The sequence below is a fragment of the Streptomyces sp. NPDC091371 genome, assembly GCF_040684275.1.
GTDB lineage: Bacteria > Actinomycetota > Actinomycetes > Streptomycetales > Streptomycetaceae > Streptomyces.
Genome location: NZ_JBFBFP010000003.1, coordinates 47621 through 62853 on the forward strand (window position 1 = coordinate 47621; position 15233 = coordinate 62853).

8 protein-coding genes are annotated in these 15233 nt (G+C 77.3%); 3 read left to right on the top strand and 5 right to left on the bottom strand.

Annotation, left to right across the window (positions count from 1 at the left end; all coding sequences use genetic code 11):
- The first annotated feature begins 23 nt into the window (after positions 1–23).
- Positions 24–512 (top strand): HAD domain-containing protein, encoded by a 489-nt coding sequence (locus tag AB0O21_RS05445; RefSeq protein ID WP_365166504.1) that lies wholly within the window; start codon positions 24–26, stop codon positions 510–512.
- Here AB0O21_RS05445 and AB0O21_RS05450 read toward each other — a convergent pair.
- The 5 genes from AB0O21_RS05450 to AB0O21_RS05470 form a co-directional block, all read right to left on the bottom strand.
- Complete coding sequence (locus AB0O21_RS05450; protein WP_365166506.1) at positions 502–2493, bottom strand: hypothetical protein; 1992 nt, start codon at positions 2491–2493, stop codon at positions 502–504. The genes AB0O21_RS05445 and AB0O21_RS05450 overlap by 11 nt on opposite strands.
- Entirely contained in the window at positions 2490–6638 is a 4149-nt protein-coding gene (locus tag AB0O21_RS05455) for a DUF5682 family protein (protein ID WP_365166509.1), read from the bottom strand. Before AB0O21_RS05455 ends, AB0O21_RS05450 begins: the two co-directional genes overlap by 4 nt.
- Positions 6635–7786, bottom strand: coding sequence for an AAA family ATPase (locus AB0O21_RS05460; protein WP_365166511.1), 1152 nt, complete (start codon positions 7784–7786; stop codon positions 6635–6637). Before AB0O21_RS05460 ends, AB0O21_RS05455 begins: the two co-directional genes overlap by 4 nt.
- Positions 7787–7913: 127 nt before the next feature.
- Positions 7914–13160, bottom strand: coding sequence for a DNA-binding protein (locus AB0O21_RS05465; protein WP_365166513.1), 5247 nt, complete (start codon positions 13158–13160; stop codon positions 7914–7916).
- Positions 13157–14023, bottom strand: a complete 867-nt coding sequence (locus AB0O21_RS05470; RefSeq protein ID WP_365166515.1) for a DUF4132 domain-containing protein — start codon at positions 14021–14023, stop codon at positions 13157–13159. Before AB0O21_RS05470 ends, AB0O21_RS05465 begins: the two co-directional genes overlap by 4 nt.
- 203 nt (positions 14024–14226) lie before the next feature.
- On the opposite strand from AB0O21_RS05470, the gene AB0O21_RS05475 reads away from it, so the two are divergent.
- Together AB0O21_RS05475 and AB0O21_RS05480 are read left to right on the top strand one after the other, a co-directional pair.
- On the top strand, positions 14227–14940 hold the full coding sequence (locus AB0O21_RS05475; RefSeq protein WP_365166517.1) for an HNH endonuclease family protein: 714 nt from the start codon (positions 14227–14229) through the stop codon (positions 14938–14940).
- Positions 14937–15218: a hypothetical protein gene (locus AB0O21_RS05480; RefSeq protein WP_365166519.1), complete on the top strand. Its 282-nt coding sequence runs from the start codon at positions 14937–14939 to the stop codon at positions 15216–15218. The genes AB0O21_RS05475 and AB0O21_RS05480 overlap by 4 nt, the downstream gene beginning before the upstream one ends.
- Positions 15219–15233 lie beyond the last annotated feature (15 nt).

Here is a 15233-nt window from a genome sequence, read left to right on the forward strand (position 1 = left end):
GTTCCCGGACGTAGGGTGCGGCCATGACCGATTCCGCGGCCCGTCCGCTCCTCTACCTCGATGTCGACGGACCGCTCATCCCGTTCGGGGCCGGCCCTTACCCGCAGGGGGACGCGGCCAATCCCCTGCTCGCCAGGGTCGATCCCGCGCTCGGGCCCCTGCTCGCGGCGCTGCCGTGCGAGTTGGTGTGGGCGACGACCTGGATGGACGAGGCCAACGAGTGCCTCGCGCCCCGGCTCGGGCTGCCCGAACTGCCCCTGGTGGAGTGGCCGGAGCCGTCTCCCGAGGACGAACGGGGCGGGCCGGGCAGGCCCCACTGGAAGACCTCCGTACTCGTCGGGCACGCGGCCGGGCGTCCCTTCGTCTGGGTCGACGACGAGATCACCGACGCCGACCGGGCCTGGGTGGCCGCCCACCACCCCGGCCGGGCCCTGTTGTTCCGCGTCGATCCGGGCCGGGGCCTCTCCGCGGCGGACGTCGGCGCGCTGCGCGCGTGGCTGCTCACCGGGTAGCGGCCCAGGAGGCGGCGACGAGCAGGCGCTCCGCCGCCGCGAGGTGGGTGGCCGCGGCCAGCCAGGCCCGGGCGTAGCCGTCGGCCGAGGGGTCGGCGAGGCGGCCGAAGGCGTTGCGGGGGCGTCGGTCGGCCTCGGCGGCGAGGGCGGCGGCCAGGTCCGCGGCCGCGGTGAGACCGGCCCGGCGCAAGGGGCCGTAGGCGGTCGGCGGCCCGTCCGCGCGGGCCGTTTCGGCGACGGCCCGGCGGCCGCCCGCGACCCCGGTCTCCAGGAGGCGGCGCGTCCGCCACAGCGGGGAGTCGGCCAGGGCGTCGGGGACTTCGGCCGCGGGGGCCGGTTCGGGGGCGGCGGCGCGCGGCGGGAAGTGCCCTCCCTGGAGGCGGTCGTAGCCGAGGTCGGCGCGGCCCAGCCACTCCTCGGGCAGCCGGAGGGTGTACTCCGCCCCGGGCACCGGGCCGACGGCCAGCGGGCGCAGGGTGGCGGCGCGGTCCAGGTCGGGGCGGCCCAGGACGCGGAGCACGAGCCCGGGGTACCCGGCGAGGCGGCGCAGGTTCTCCGCGTGGGGCAACTCGGGGTGGGGGTGCGCGGGCAGCAGGCGCAGCAGCGGCGCGTGTTCGCGGACCTCGCGGACCAGGAGGTGCTCCCCCGCCGCGCCGACGACCGTGACGTCGCAGCCGAGCAGTGCGGGCTCGGCCGCCTCCGCCGCCCCCTCCGCGAGCAGCTCCGCGACGGCCTCGGCCGCCGGCCGGGCGAAGAGTGCGGCGGCGGGCCGCTCCGTCCAGGGGATACCTGGCAGCGGCGTCGCCCTGACCTCGCGTCCGGCGCCGAGCCGGCCTTCCGGGGAGACCGTCGCGCCGACGATGCGCAGGCCGCCGCGGGCGAGTCCGGCGTGGTCGAGGACCGCGCCGCCGAGGGCCACGGAGGCGGTTCCCGCTCCGCGGGCGCGGGCCAGGCCGCCGGGGCGTACGTCGGAGACCGAGTAGCGGGCGCCGTCCGGGGCCAGCAGGTGGGTGACCACTCCCCCGTACCCGGTGGCGGACAGTACGGGTTCCCGGCACAGCCCGTGCACCTGGAGGCTGCCGCCGGCGGCGTACGCGCGGCGTACGGTGCCGGGGCCGGCGGAGCCGGCGGTCAGCAGTGCGGCGGTGGTGAGCAGGGCGCGGAAGGCTCCGGTGAGGTCGGCGAGGCGTTGGCCGGCGTTCCGGTCGCGGGCGGCGCGCAGGCCGCGTACGACCCGGAGGGCGGCTGCCTCGGCGGCCGGCAGCCCGGCGAGGCGTGCGGTGTGCGCGGCGCGCAGCAACTCGGCCTGGACCACGGCTCCCCCGGCCGTCACTCCGGCGGCGAGGGCCTCGGCGGCGGCCTGCCAGAGCGCGGCGGCGGCGCCGGTCTGGGCGGCGGTGAGGGGCGTCGAGGGCCCAGCGCTCACGCCCGGCCCGCCGCCCCGGACATGCCCGGCGCCCCCGGCAGGACCGGCGCCCCCGACCAGGCCGGCCGACCCAGCGGGCCCGGCGCTCCCGGCTCGCCCTGCGCCCCCGGCGCTCCTGACCCTCCCGGCAGGCCCGGCGCTCCCGGCCGGCTCAGCGTCCCCGGCAGGGCCGGCGGGCCCGACGTTCCCGGCCGGCTCGCCGCCCCCGGCAGGGCCGGCAGGGTCGGCGGCCCGCTGTGCCGTCGGGGGCTCACCCGACGTCGGGTCCGCGAGCGGCGCCGCGGCCAGGACCGCGGTCCGGTGCAGGCAGCGGGGGGCCAACAGGCAGCTGCACACGGCTTGTTCGGCCAGGGTGACCGTACCCTCCGGCCCCGGCTTCAGGGTCACCACGGCGTCCTCCCCGAAGCGGACGGCGACACTGCCGTCCGCCCCACCCGTGGCGTCCGCGGCGCAGCTCGCGGCGGCGGCATCGAGCTTCTTGCGCAGCCGCGCGGTGAGGTTCTCGACGGCCTCGGCGAGCACCTCAGGGGCGACGGCGGGCAGTTCGGTGCTCAACTGGCTTCTCCACGGAGGCGGTCGCCCACCCAGCGGGCGAGGGCGAGGGGACTGAGGGCGGCCACCGGCATGCCGGCCGCGACGAGTTGCCGGGCCACGGGAACGCTGTAGCGGGGCGTGCCCGCGTCGTCGAGCGCGGCGCAGCCCAGCAGGTGGGCGCCGGAGGCGGCCAACGCCCGGACCTCGCCCAGGAGTCCGCCGATCGGGGCGCCCTCCTCGAAGTCGCTGACCACGACGACGAGGGTGCGGCTGGGGACGGTGATGAGGGAGCGGGCGTGGGCGAGCCCGGCGGCGATGTGCGTGCCGCCGCCGACCCGGACCTCCAGGAGCAGGGAGAGCGGGTCGTCCACCCGGTCGGTGAGGTCCACCACCTGGGTGGAGAAGGCGAGGAAGTGGGTGGACAGGGTCGGCACTCCGCCCAGGACGGCCGCGGTGAGGGCCGACCAGACGACCGAGGCCTCCATGGAGCCGGAGACGTCGACGACGAGGATCAGCCGCCAGTCGGCCTGGCGGCTCGCCCGGGTGCTGAACACGGGCCGTTCCGGGACGACGACCACGCTGCCGTCGTCCAGGCGGCGGGTGTGCGCGAGGTTGGCGCGCAGGGTGCGGGCCAGGTCGAGGGTGCCGCCGGGGCGGCGGGTGGGGCGCGGGGTCGCGAGGCCGGAGAGGGCCGGGCGCAGCCGGGTGGCCAGTTCCCTGGCGAGTTCGTCGACCAGGCGCCGCACCAGGGGGCGCAGGCGGGCGAGTTGGGCTTCGGGCATGCCGCCGGCCAGGGAGAGGACGGAGCTCAGGAGTTCCACCGAGGGCCGTACGGTAGCCGGGTCGAGTTGGGTGAGCACGTCGGTGCGGCCCGCTTCGGCGGCTCCGGCGAGCACCTCTTCCCGTACGTCGGCGCCGAACAGGGACTCCAGCTCCTCGGACCACTCCCGGGCCGTGGGGTACGAGGCCTCCTGGCCCCCGCCCCGGCCCGCGCCGGCCCCTGGTTCGGAGGCGCCTTCGCCGCGGCCGGCGCCGTACAGCTCGTCGAGTGCGTGGGCGTAGCGGCGGGCTCCGGCGGGGAGGCGGTCGCGTTCCCGGCCGAGCAGCAGCCGCCAGCGGTCGGCGGGGGCGAGCCGGGTGTGGGGCGACGGGGTGGGCCGGAGAGGAGGCGCGACGGGCGCCGGCTCGGGGGCTTTCGCGGGCTCCGTCCTGGGCAGCGGGAGGGCCTCGACCGCGGCGAGTCCGGCCGCGTCGGCGGCGGCCCAGAGGGCGAGGAGCGCGGGCGGGGCGTCGAGGGTGAGGTCGATCCGGTCGCCGAGGCGTTCGGCGACGGTGTGCAGGAGCCGGTCGCGGGCGGCGGGCGACAGGGCGTCGAAGCCGCCGCGCAGGGCGGGGAGGCGGTCGAGGAAGAGGCGGTCGTCGAGGTGCTCGACCCGGTCGAGGAGCGGGGTGAGCGCGGCCGGGGAGGCCTGGAGCAGCGGCCCGGCGGCGGTGAGGAGTCCGCCGAGCCGGCGGGTCAGGGCGCGCCGGGTGTCGGGAGTGGCGGCGCCGTCGATCCATCCGGCGGCGCGGGCGCCGAGCTCGGGGGCGGGATCGAGGTCGAGGACGACCCGTACGGCCGAGGCCGCGCCCTGCATCAGCGGGGAGCCGGTGGCGGCGAGGGCGGCGAGCGCGTCGTCCGTGCGCAGGCCCAGGTGGTGGGCGGCGGCGCGGTCGGCGAGGGCCACGAGGGCGGCCGCGTCGGCGGGGTCCTCGCTGCCGGCGAGGCCGGGCAGGGCGCGGACGGCCGCTTCGAGGAGGTCGGCGGTGAGTGCGCTCGCGGTGGCGCGGGATGCGGCGGAGGTGCCGGGGAGGTGGCCGCGGTGGAGGGCGTCGAGGAGGTCGAGGGCGTCGAGGAGTTCGGGCAGGGTGGCCGTCTGCGGCAGGGCGGTGGCCGCCTCGTGCAGGCGTACGTCGACCAGCCCGGGCAGGTCGCACCGCGCGGCGGCGCCGAGCCCGGCGAGGATCTGCGCCGGGGTCGGCCCGCCGTCGGCGGCGGCGCGGCGGGCGGTGTCGCGGAGGGTTCCGGCGGCGGCCTGGGCGGCGGTGACGCCTCGCACCCCGGCGAGGTCGAGCCGGGCCGGTACGGAAGGCGTCCAGGCCAGCCGCCACTTGGTGCCGAGGGCGGTGCCGTCGCCGGTGGCGGCCACAGGGGCGGGCTCGCCGTAGGAGGCGCCGCAGACGAGGAGGCGTTGCAGCAGCACCTCGCGGCGGGCGTCGAGCGCGGAGCGCAGCGGGTCGAGGCGGAGTTCGCGCGGGGCGGGGTCATCGGGGCCGGGGAGCCGCAGTTCGGCCAGCTCCGCCTCGACGGCGGGGCCGAGGCCGGAACGGGGGGCGTGCGGGGTGACCCGCCCGCGGGCGGTGCCGACGAAGACGGCCTCCAGGGCGCGGGCCAGCGCCCGGCCCCGGCCGAGGGGTTCGCCCTGGCCGAGCACGGTGGTGACGGCCTCCAGCAGCTCACCGCGGCCGGGCGCGGGGAGCCCGCGCAGGACGGCCAGGTCGCAGGCGAGCCGCAGGGTCTCGGCGGCCTCGCCGGTCCCGGCGGTGTGCCCGGCCCGGCGCAGCTCCCGGCAGAGCCGGGTGACGGCCCGCGAAGCCGCCTCCCGCACCTGTGCGGGGTCCCCGCCGGCCTCCAGGACGGCCTGCTGCCAGAGCGGGTCCCGGATCCCGGCGGGGTAGCCGGAGCGGGAGTCGAGCAGGTCGAACGAGTAGGGCACGAGCGAGGTGACGACCCCCGCGGCCCCCTCTCCGGCCACCCCCGCCCCGGCACCGTGCCGCGCGGCGCGGAGGCCGGAGTCCGGGCCCCTCGGGGTAGCCACCCCGGCCCCGGCGGCTGGGCCGTCGCCTACCGCGGCCGGGTCGGCACCATCCCCGGGACGGGGTGCGCGAACGACGGTCGCCCCGACGCGGTCGCCCTGACCGTCGGCAGCCGCGCCCGGCAGGACGCCGCTGCCGGTGACCGCGCCGGGCACGGCACCTCCCCCCACACCACCCGGCGCGGCCGGGTCGGCACCGTGCCGCGCACCCGGAACGCCGGTACCGGCCCCGCCGCGGGGGGCCGCGCCGGACAGGACGGCCCTCTCGGCCCCGGCCTGCGCAGCTGGTTCCGCAGCATGCCCCGCACCCGGAACGCTGGTACCGGCCCCACCGTCGGAGGCCACGCCCGACACGGCACCTCCCCCCACACCGCCCGGCGCAGCCGGGTCGGCACCGTGCCGCGCACCCGGAACGCCGGTACCGGCCCCGCCGCGGGGGGCCGCGCCAGGCAGGACGGCCCTCTCGGCCCCGGCCTGCGCAGCCAGTTCGGCAGCGTCCTCCGCACCCCGCACGCCGGTAGCGGGGGCCGCAGCGGGCAGGGCAGCTTCCTCCGGGCCGGCCGGCGGGGCCGTGGTCAGGAGGGCCGGGGCGTGGAAGGCGCCGATCACGGCGGCCACGCGGTGGCCTGCGGCGACGGCGCCCGCGATGACCTCGCGCATGTACGCCTCACGGGCCAGGTCCCTCGCCGGGACGGCGGCGGTGTCCGTGCGCAGGGCCCATCCGACGCCGAGCGCGGCGCGGCGTACGGCCTCCGGGGAGCAGCCGGGGGCGAGCACCTCGACGGCCCGGTCCCACATGTCCTCCCCGTCCCGCCCGGTCCCGGCGGCGGCGAGCCCGTCCGCGAAGGAACCCCTGCCCGCGGGTTCCACCCCGGCGTCTCCGCGCGGGACCGGTGCCGAGACCATGCCCGGGACCTGACCCGGAACAGCAGGCTGTGGGGCGGGGCTTCCCGGGGTCCAGGCATCCGACGCCAGGGGGAGGTCGCAGCACAGGACGGTCGCGCCGTGGGAGGCGGCCCAGCGGATGGCCGCGAGTTCCGGGGAGAAGTCCGCGAAGGGGTAGAAGGCGAGGCTGCCGTCCCGGGAGGTGCCCGCGAGGGCGACCGGGGACAGGGTCTCCGGGTCGGCCAGGTGGTCCACCCACGGCTGGAAGTCCGCCGGGAGCTCCACGCAGACCACGTCCGCGCCGGAGGCGTCCAGCAGGGCGGGGACCACCGCCGCCAGCGCCGGGCTGTGGTGGCGTACGCCGAGCAGGTAGGGCGTACGGGCGGCGGCCAGGGCGTCCAGGGCGGTGCGCGGGTCGGCGGTCAACGCAGGCTCCCGCGCAGGTCCCAGAGGCGGCGCCACATCGCGGAGCCGTCCTCGGCCCGGCGGCGGACGGGGCCGTCCCAGTAGCCGAGGAGGCGGCCGTGGTCGGCGGGGTCGTCCTTGCGGACCACGCCCAGCAGGTGCCCCGGCAGCAGGTCGAGCACGTCGCCGCCCGGCAGGTACGCCGCCGAGACCCCCAGCGAGGCCGCGACCTGGACGGCTTCGGCGGTGGACATGACCGTGCCGGGGCGTTCCACGTCCCACCCCTCCGCGGAGCGCCCGTGCCGCAGGTCCCGGAAGACGGTGACGAGCGCGTCGAGTACGGCGTCGTCCACCGCGAAGGGGGCCCCGGCCCGCTCGACGGCGGCGACGGCCTGGCGGCGGATCAGGGTGGCTTCCGCGTCCGCGTCGGCGATGGGATCGACGGTCTCGAAGTTGAAGCGCCGCTTCAGGGCGGCGGACATCTCGCTGACGCCCCGGTCGCGCAGGTTGGCGGTGGCGATGACCGTGAAGCCGGGGGCCGCGCTGACCACCGCGTCCTCGGTGGCGGTCAGTTCGGGCACGCTGACCCGCCGGTCGGACAGGATCGACACGAGCGCGTCCTGAACTTCGGGCAGGCAGCGGGTGATCTCCTCGACGCGGACCACCTTCCCGGTCCGCATGGCGGAGAGCACGGGCGAGTCGACCAGGGCTCCGGCGCTCGGCCCCTGCGCCAGCAGCAGGGCGTAGTTCCAGCCGTAGCGGAAGGCGTCCTCCGTGGTGCCGGCGGTGCCCTGGACGGTGAGGGCGCTGGTGCCGCAGACGGCGGCGGAGAGGAGCTCGGACAGCATCGACTTGGCCGTGCCGGGTTCGCCGGTGAGCAGCAGGCCGCGCTCTCCGGCGAGGGTGACCACGCAGCGTTCGACCAGGGCGCGTTCGCCGACGAACTTGGGGGCGATGGCCTGCTTGGCGCCGCCGCCCGGGAGGGCGAGCTCGGTTCCGTCGCTGCCGCAGACGAACGTGACGACGGCGCGCGGGGTCAGGGCCCAGCCGGGCGGGCGGGGGCCGGGGTCCTGGGCGGCGAGGAAGGCGAGTTCGGCGGCGTACCGCTCCTCGGCGGGGAGCACCTGGCGGGCCGGTCCCGCCGCGGCGGTCTGATCGGTGAGGGTCATCGGGATCCTTGAAGGGCAGGGACGTCGGAAGTGGTTGGGTGGCCGGCGCACCCGGCGAGGCGCGCGCCCGGCGAGGGCCGCGCCTCGCCGGGACGAGGCAGTACGGGGGCCGGCCCCGGCGGGGGCGTCAGCGGCGGCGGGCCCGGGGGCGGGTCCGCTTGACCTTGAGTTCCTCGAAGCAGGGCGCGTCGCCCTCGCGGACCCGCTGCCAGGCCCTGCGGTACAGGTCCGCGACGGGCTCCGCGGGCACCAGTTGGCCCGCCGCGGCGGACTCGTACATCGCGAGCTTCCACTGCTCCACCGGCAGTACCGGGGAGGCCATCTCCGCCCATCCGCCCGGCAGGAAGATCGAACGCCCCGCCCTGCTCCGGGCGGCCGGGACCACCAGGTCGGTGGCGGCGAGTTCGGCGCGGGCCGCCTTCAGGCGGGCGGGCTTCCAGCCGGTCCAGCGGGCGGTGTTGCGGTCGGTGGGGTCGGGCATGGCGAGCAGCATCAGGTAGAGGGCGGCCGCGTCGGAGCCGAGGCCGTGTGCGGCGGCGGCCTCCGCGACCAGGTCCGGCACGGATCGGCCCGGGTCCTGCGGCCACCAGGTGCCGTCGGCGTCGGCCGTGCCCGCCACCGGGGCGCCCGGGTCGGCGAGCAGCGCGGCGAACGCCGGGTCGTGGGCGAGCCGCAGGGCCCGCTCGATCAGGTTGGGCTGCTGGTCGGCGCCGCGCAGCAGCGGCAGGTACGGGTCGCGGCCGGTGGAGTCCAGCAGCACCGGGCGCAGCACGGGCATGGGCCGGCCGTCGTGCGTGGGCAGGATGACCGCGCCGTAGCGCTCGTATCCCGCCGCGCCCTCCACGGTTTCGGTCGGGGGGCCGGCCGCCTTCCGGAACTCGTCGAGGTCGGTGTAGTAGCCGATGAGGAGCAGCAGTTCGGGGGCTGCCAGCCGCTGGCGTACGGCGGTCAGCGCCGGCGGCAGCGCGGCCCGTACCGGGTCGCCGGCGGGCAGCCGGTGGGCCAGCCAGGCCGCCAGGGCGAGCGCGCCGGTGAGCACGGAGGCGGTGAAGCGTGCGGCGGCCGGCTCGCACGGCTCCGCGCGGTCGCCCTTCACGGCCCAGGGCACGTCGACGGAGAGTTCCGGCGATGCCCCGGGGTCGAGCAGCGCGGGCAGGGCGCGGTGCAGGGACCATCCGGTGCGCACGGCGCGCCCGGCCTCGGTGATCAGCCAGTCGGGTACGGGCGTACGTCGTCCCACGCGCCGGTTCCACACCTGCGCGGCGGCGCCCGCGTCGGGGCCGGTGCTCCAGAGTTGAGCGGGGTCGGCGGGCAGCAGGGCGCCGACCACCGCGCGCCGGACCTCGGCGTCGAGGTCCTCGAGCTCGTCCCGGGCGTGGTCCGCGTCGGCGGCCTTGATGCCGAGGGTGCTGCGCAGCTCGGCGGGCAGGAAGTTGTGGTACCGGACGTCGACGTGCGGGAGGCCCGCGACGACCAGCCGGGCGAGGGTGCCGGAGACTCCGGTGAGGCGGGCGAACTCCTCCGCGGCTTCCGGGAAGAAGGGCGCCGGGCCGTGCTCGGCGGCGGCGTCGAGGAAGGCGCGCAGCCAGCCGGCGCCGCGGTCGCGGTCGCCGAGCGGTGCCTCGCCCCGCACGGTGTAGGGGCCGGGGACGGCGAAGCGGCCGGTGGGGTCGTGGAGCAGCGCGCCGAACTCGTGGCCGTCGGGGACCGATTGGCTGTGTTCGGTCAGGGCGAGCACGGCGCCGCCGCCGAGCGGGAGCAGGCCCCTGTGGTGGACGCCGCGTTCGATCCCGTCGGGGGTGCTCAGGTGGCGCTGGTCGAGGTGGAGCAGGACCCGGCGCCAGCGGTCGGCGGAGCCCTCGGCCGAGTCGAGGCCGAGCGCGTCCACCGCGTCGAGCAGGGAGAGCAGCGCGGCCCGCTGCTCGTCGGTGGAGCTGAAGCCGACGGCGCGGTAGGCGAGGGCGGCGGGCTGGTCGAGCCAGGGCGTCCAGTTGAGCGCGGAGTGCCGCAGGGCGGGCCGGTCCCAGTGGAGGCGCCCGGGCACGTGGGCGGCGTCGGTGTCCGCGCGGGCGGCGGCGAGTTCGCGCAGGAGCCGGTGGGCGGCGTCGGCTTCGCCTCCCCAGCGGTAGTACCCGGTGCCGACGAGGCCGTTCAGCGCGTCGCCGAGCAGGCTGTCGGCGGGACCGGTCTCGTCGTCCCCGGCCGCGTCGGCGTCCGGGTGGAGTCGGGCGGCGACGGCGTCCAGGGCCTTCTGCTGGGTGAGCGCGAGGCGCAGGACCTCGATGACGCCGCCGAGCAGCTCGGGTGCGGTGATCTGCGGGAAGGCGGCGCCGACCAGGCCGGGCAGGTCGGACGCCTTCTCGACGGCGGCTGCCGCGGCGAGCAGGGCGGCGACCGTGTCCCGGTCGGCCGCGCGCAAGGCGGCGGAGCCCTCGGGGTCGCGGGGGCGCAGGGCGTACCAGAAGGGCAGCGGCGGGAGGTCGATGCTGCCGGTGGCGAAGCCCTCGTTGCGGTGGTCGCCGCTGGTCTTCGCGGTGACGACGCCGTCGGGGTCGCCGATGCTCAGCTCGCGCCAGTTCCGGACCAGGGACCGCGGACGGTCGTCGCCGGGGACGGCGAGGGCCGCGACGGGCATGTTGCTGCCGTCGGGAGTGCGGACGGTACGGCCGGCGGTGTCGCGGCCCTGCCAGCCGTGGTCCCGGACGTGTACCGGCTGCCAGCCGAGGAGTCCGTCCACGACCGGGCCGAGGGCCGAGCCGTCGACGGCGGGGGTGGGCCGCAGCCAGGCGGAGGCCGCGGAGAGGGTGGCGTTGGCGGGGTGGTCGCGCAGCGCGTCGGCGAGGAAGGCCGGCTGGGAGAAGCGGCCGTGGGTGCCGTCGGCGGGGTTGTACTCGCACCAGCCGGCGCCGCCCTGGTCCTTGTCGCGGGACCGCCACACCCAGTACGAGGTGCCGTCGCACAGCACTGCCCGCTCGGCGGGCAGCTCGGTGTCCCCGGCGTGCAGGACGCCGCCGCCGACGGTGCGGCCGCCACCGGGCAGGGGCAGGCTGACCTCTTCGGAGCGCAGCGACCAGAGCGCGCGGTCGGTCTTCAGGGTGAGCACGTGTCCGGGGTCGGTGTGCCAGTAGCCCTGTACGTCGCTGCCCCAGGTGGACCAGAAGACGAGCAGCGCGCCGTCGACGTAGTGGAATCCGTACCGGTACGACGTGCCGGTCGGCACGCGCAGGTCGTGGGTGAGCACGGTGGAGTCGGCGTCGATGACGCGGACCTGGATGCTGTTGGCGACGATGAGGTGGGGCCAGGACTCGACGACGGTCAGGTTGGCGCGGTTCAGGGCCTTGCGGTCGGCGAGTTCGACGAGCGCTTCCTCGAAAGCCGGCCAGGCGAACTCCTCGAAGAGGCCTCCGCGCAGGGTCCGGGCGAGGATCGCGCCGACGTCGGCGGCGGCCGCCTCGGCCACCTCCTCGGCGGCGAGTTCGAGGGCCTCGGCGGGCAGCCAGGTCAGCCGGCTGATCGCGTCGGGCAGCCCGGGCAGGCCCGCGGCCTGGGAGTTGCGGGCCACTTCCCGCATCCATTCGGTGAGCATCGGGCGGCCGCCGGGCGAGGCGGCGAGGCGGCGCATGACGTCGGATTCGGCGTCGTCGAAGGCGTTCACGGCGCGGTGGAACGCGGGCCGGAACCGCGGGTCGGCGGCGAGGGCGAGCAGGTCGCGGCGCCGGTCGGCGCGTGCCCAGTCTTCCACGTTCAGCCGGCTGCGGCGGTGGTACGCGGGGGAGTTCTCTTCGGGATCGGCGACCGGGATCCCGAGGGAGAGGACCAGGTCGAGCAGATCGACGTCCTGGACGCCGATCCGCAGCCCGGTCTCGCGGCCGGGCGCGGCGAGTTCGGCGCGCAGCCGGTCGGCGGCACGGGTGACGAGGTCGAGGAGGGCGGGCGGGGTGGGGCGCCGGCCCCAGCCGCTGTGGCGGGCGGCGTGGTAGCGCTCCAGCCAGCCGGCGGCTCCGTCGGCGCAGCGCTGCTCGGCGGGCGGGTCGGCGTCGACGAGCCCGGCGGTGGCGCCCGACTCCTCCAGGATCTCCAGCCAGAGGTGGGACAGATCGCCGTCGCTGCCGGGCGGCATCAGTTCGAGGAGGGTGCCGCGCACGGCCGGTTCGCGGCGGGCCAGCGCGACGAGAGCGCCTCGGTGGGCCTTCCACCAGCCGGTCGCGGCGCGCAGGGTGGCGGGCAGCGGCAGCAGTTCGGCGAGGTACTCCTGCTCGGGCTCGGTGCCCTTCAGCCCGGCGGCGCGGGCGAGGCGGCGCAGTTCGGTGGCGGCCTGCGCGGAGGGCGGCAGTCCGCCCGCGGTGCGGCGCACGCACAGCCGCCGGAAGCGCTCGTACGCCTCGGCGGGGGTGACGCGGGCGGCCAGGTCCTTGCCGTAGCCGGTGAGCACCTTGACCGGCAGCGCGCCGGCCAGGGCGAACTCGAGGAAGACGGTGTCGAGCCGGTCCTCGTCGACGCTCAGCCCGTGCTGGGCCTCGGCGGTGCGGGCGCGGCCGAACAGCTGGGCGGCGTAGGTGGTGTTCTCGACGGCGAGGAAGATCCGTGCGGTCTGCTCGTAGAAGACGGGCAGGAAGTGCGGGACGGAAGCGGCGAGCCGGCCGGCCAGTTCGTGGCAGGCGTCGAGGGCGGCCTTGGGCTTGGTCTTGGCCTGGGGGGCGATCCGGTCGAGCTCGGGGACGACGGCGAGGGCGTGGTGGCCGTCCTCGGGGTGGTGCACGAGCACCCATTCGGGGAAGCCGAGCGCCTGGCGGCGGCTCAGGCCGACGACCGGCGGCTCGCCCTGGTCCCGTACGAGGCCCAGGAACCCGGCGGCGAGGTCCTCGGCCGCGCCCAGTTCGGCGGGGGCGAGGCGGACGACCACGCGGTCGTCGCCGAGGGCGGGGTGGCGGTAGGAACGCGCGGTCAGGTCGACGGCGGCGGTCCCGGCGCCGGGGGTGCCGGGCGGAAGCACCGCACCGGCCTTCAGCAGCAGTTCGGCCTCGCCGGTCCCGGCGGCGCCTGCCTCGACGGTGCCGGGCTCGGCGGTGCCGGGCTCGGCGGTGCCGGGCTCAGCAGTGCCACGCTCGGCGGCGCCTGCCTCGACGGTGCCGGGCTCGGCCGCGCCTGCCTCGACGGTGCCGGGCTCGGCCGTGGCTTCCTCGGCCGCGCCGGGCTCGGCCGCGCCTGCCTCGACGGTGCCGGGCTCGGCGGTGCCTGCCTCGGGCTCGGCGGTGCCGGGCCGGCGCGCGTTCGTGCCGAGTGCGTCGGCCTCGCGGGGGCCGGTCGCGGCCACGACGGCCTCGGTCGTGGCGGCCGTGGCCGCGGGCTTCGTGTCCTTCTGGTCAGTGCTCATGCTCCCGCGCCTTCCTCGATCTTGCGCCCGGCGTACAGCGCCGCGGCCATCCGCATGCCTTCGGACCAGGCCACCGGTCCGACCTCGGGCAGGCGCACCGCCCGGCCGTTCTCGTCGTGCCAGCTCAGGGCGCCGGTGGTGGTCTCGTCCTCGTAGTACGGCTCGCCGATCCACACGGCGGCCTCCGTCCCGGCGCCGGAATCGCGGACCTTGCAGGTGGCGTAGCCGCCGGAGACCCGGTAGCCGAGGCCGGTGGCCCGGGCGGCGAGGCTGAAGCGGGTGGGGAAGACCCCGCCCGCGTAGTCGCGGACCTCGGTGGCGGCTGCGGCGAGCCCGTCGGGCTTGTGCCAGGTGGCCCGGTGGATCTGCTCGACGCGCTGCACGATGCCCAGTTCGGCGGCGAACTCCCGTACGTCGTCCAGGTCGGGCAGCAGCACCGGGTGCGGCAGCGTCACCGTGCGCGGGGAGAGCCGTACGGTCTCGCCGTCCAGGTTGACCACCTTCAGCTCGCCGGACTCGGTGGCGTCCCGCAGGAAGCCCACCTCCTCCGGGTCATCGCCGACGACGGCCAGGTCGCGCAGGGCGGACTGCCAGGCCTCGTCCGGCCAGACGCGGGCCAGCAGCTCGGTCGGTACCGGGAGCGAGGACACCATCCAGGTGTCGACCTGGGCGACGCACGCCGCGGCGTGCCGGTCGAGCCATTCGGACAGCCGGCGCAGCCGGTCCACCTCGGGGTGGTCCTTGAGCGCCTTGGGCAGGGACTTCAACTGCCGTCCCGCCGCCCGGCCGGTGGTGGACCGCGCCGCCACCCGCCCTTCCACGAGGGCGATCTCGTACCCCTCGCCCGCCGCCAGCCATGCCATCAGCCCGTGCCCCCTGCTCGCCTGTCCCGAACGGATCCGCGCAGCCCTGACAGGGGGGACGAAGACCCCCTGAGCTGCGGTATGCCGGGAGACTAGCGAGAGCCACTGACAACGCCCGACGGAGGGTCCATGGCCGGTTTTATGTCCGGTTCTGGGTAGTCTTCCGGGGACAGTTGGAAGCGGCGACCGCTCGGGGTGGGGTTATGGGACGTCATATACGTGTGCGCGGTGCGGTCGTCGCGGCCGCGCTGCTGCTGGCGGTGGCCGGCTGTTCCGGTCCGACGGCTCCGGCCGCCCCGGACGCGAAACCGTCCGCCTCGGGCCCGAAGCCCCCGGCCGGTGCCGAGGCCGCCGCCGGGGACGCGCTGCCCGGCATGGTCGACGCGGCCGTGGCCCGGACGCAATTGGCGGCGCTGAAGGTGGCGCCGGCGGGCACGATGGCCGGCTACAGCCGGGACAAGTTCACGCACTGGACCCAGCAGGGGAACAAGTGCGACACCCGCGAGGTCATCCTCGAGCGCGACGGCACCGGCGTCACGCGGGACGCCGAATGCCGGGCGGTCTCCGGCACCTGGAAGAGCCTGTACGACGGGGTGGTCGTCACCGATGCCGCGAAGATGGACATCGACCACATGGTCCCGCTCGCCGAGGGGTGGCGCTCCGGCGCGGCCGGCTGGGACGCCGCCAAGCGCAAGGCCTTCGCCAACGATCTGACCAACCCTCAGCTGCTGGCCGTGACCGCGGCCTCGAACCGCTCCAAGGGCGACCAGAGCCCGGACCTGTGGCAGCCGCCGGAGAAGTCGAGCTGGTGCCAGTACGGCAGGGCCTGGACCACCGTGAAGTCCGCGTACGGGCTGACCGTCACCGAACCGGAGAAGAAGATGCTCACCACGATGCTGGACACCTGCGCCTCATGACCGGAGCGCTCCACTGGCAGGACGACGTGACCGCCGGCCCGGGCGGCGCGATGACCGACGAGGTCGGCGTGGTCACGGGCCCGCTCACGCTGCGCACGACGGCGGTGCCGGGGGACCTGGTCCGCTTCGACGTCCAGTACGAGGACGCCGACGAGTGGTACACCCTCACCGGCAGCCCGCTCCCCCACCGCGGCGACCCCGCCTCCCTGCACACCGCCGCCCTCTCCGCGATCCGCGCGGGCCGCGCGGCCCAGGCCCCGGGCACCGGGCCCGCCTGAGGAGGCGACCTCGGG

What these genes read in the sequence shown, in the direction of transcription:
- AB0O21_RS05445 (WP_365166504.1), top strand. Translation starts at nt 24, where the DNA reads ATGACCGATTCCGCGGCCCGTCCGCTCCTCTACCTCGATGTCGACGGA.
- AB0O21_RS05460 (WP_365166511.1), bottom strand. Translation starts at nt 7,786, where the DNA reads ATGACCCTCACCGATCAGACCGCCGCGGCGGGACCGGCCCGCCAGGTG.
- AB0O21_RS05465 (WP_365166513.1), bottom strand. Translation starts at nt 13,160, where the DNA reads ATGAGCACTGACCAGAAGGACACGAAGCCCGCGGCCACGGCCGCCACG.
- AB0O21_RS05470 (WP_365166515.1), bottom strand. Translation starts at nt 14,023, where the DNA reads ATGGCATGGCTGGCGGCGGGCGAGGGGTACGAGATCGCCCTCGTGGAA.
- AB0O21_RS05475 (WP_365166517.1), top strand. Translation starts at nt 14,227, where the DNA reads ATGGGACGTCATATACGTGTGCGCGGTGCGGTCGTCGCGGCCGCGCTG.
- AB0O21_RS05480 (WP_365166519.1), top strand. Translation starts at nt 14,937, where the DNA reads ATGACCGGAGCGCTCCACTGGCAGGACGACGTGACCGCCGGCCCGGGC.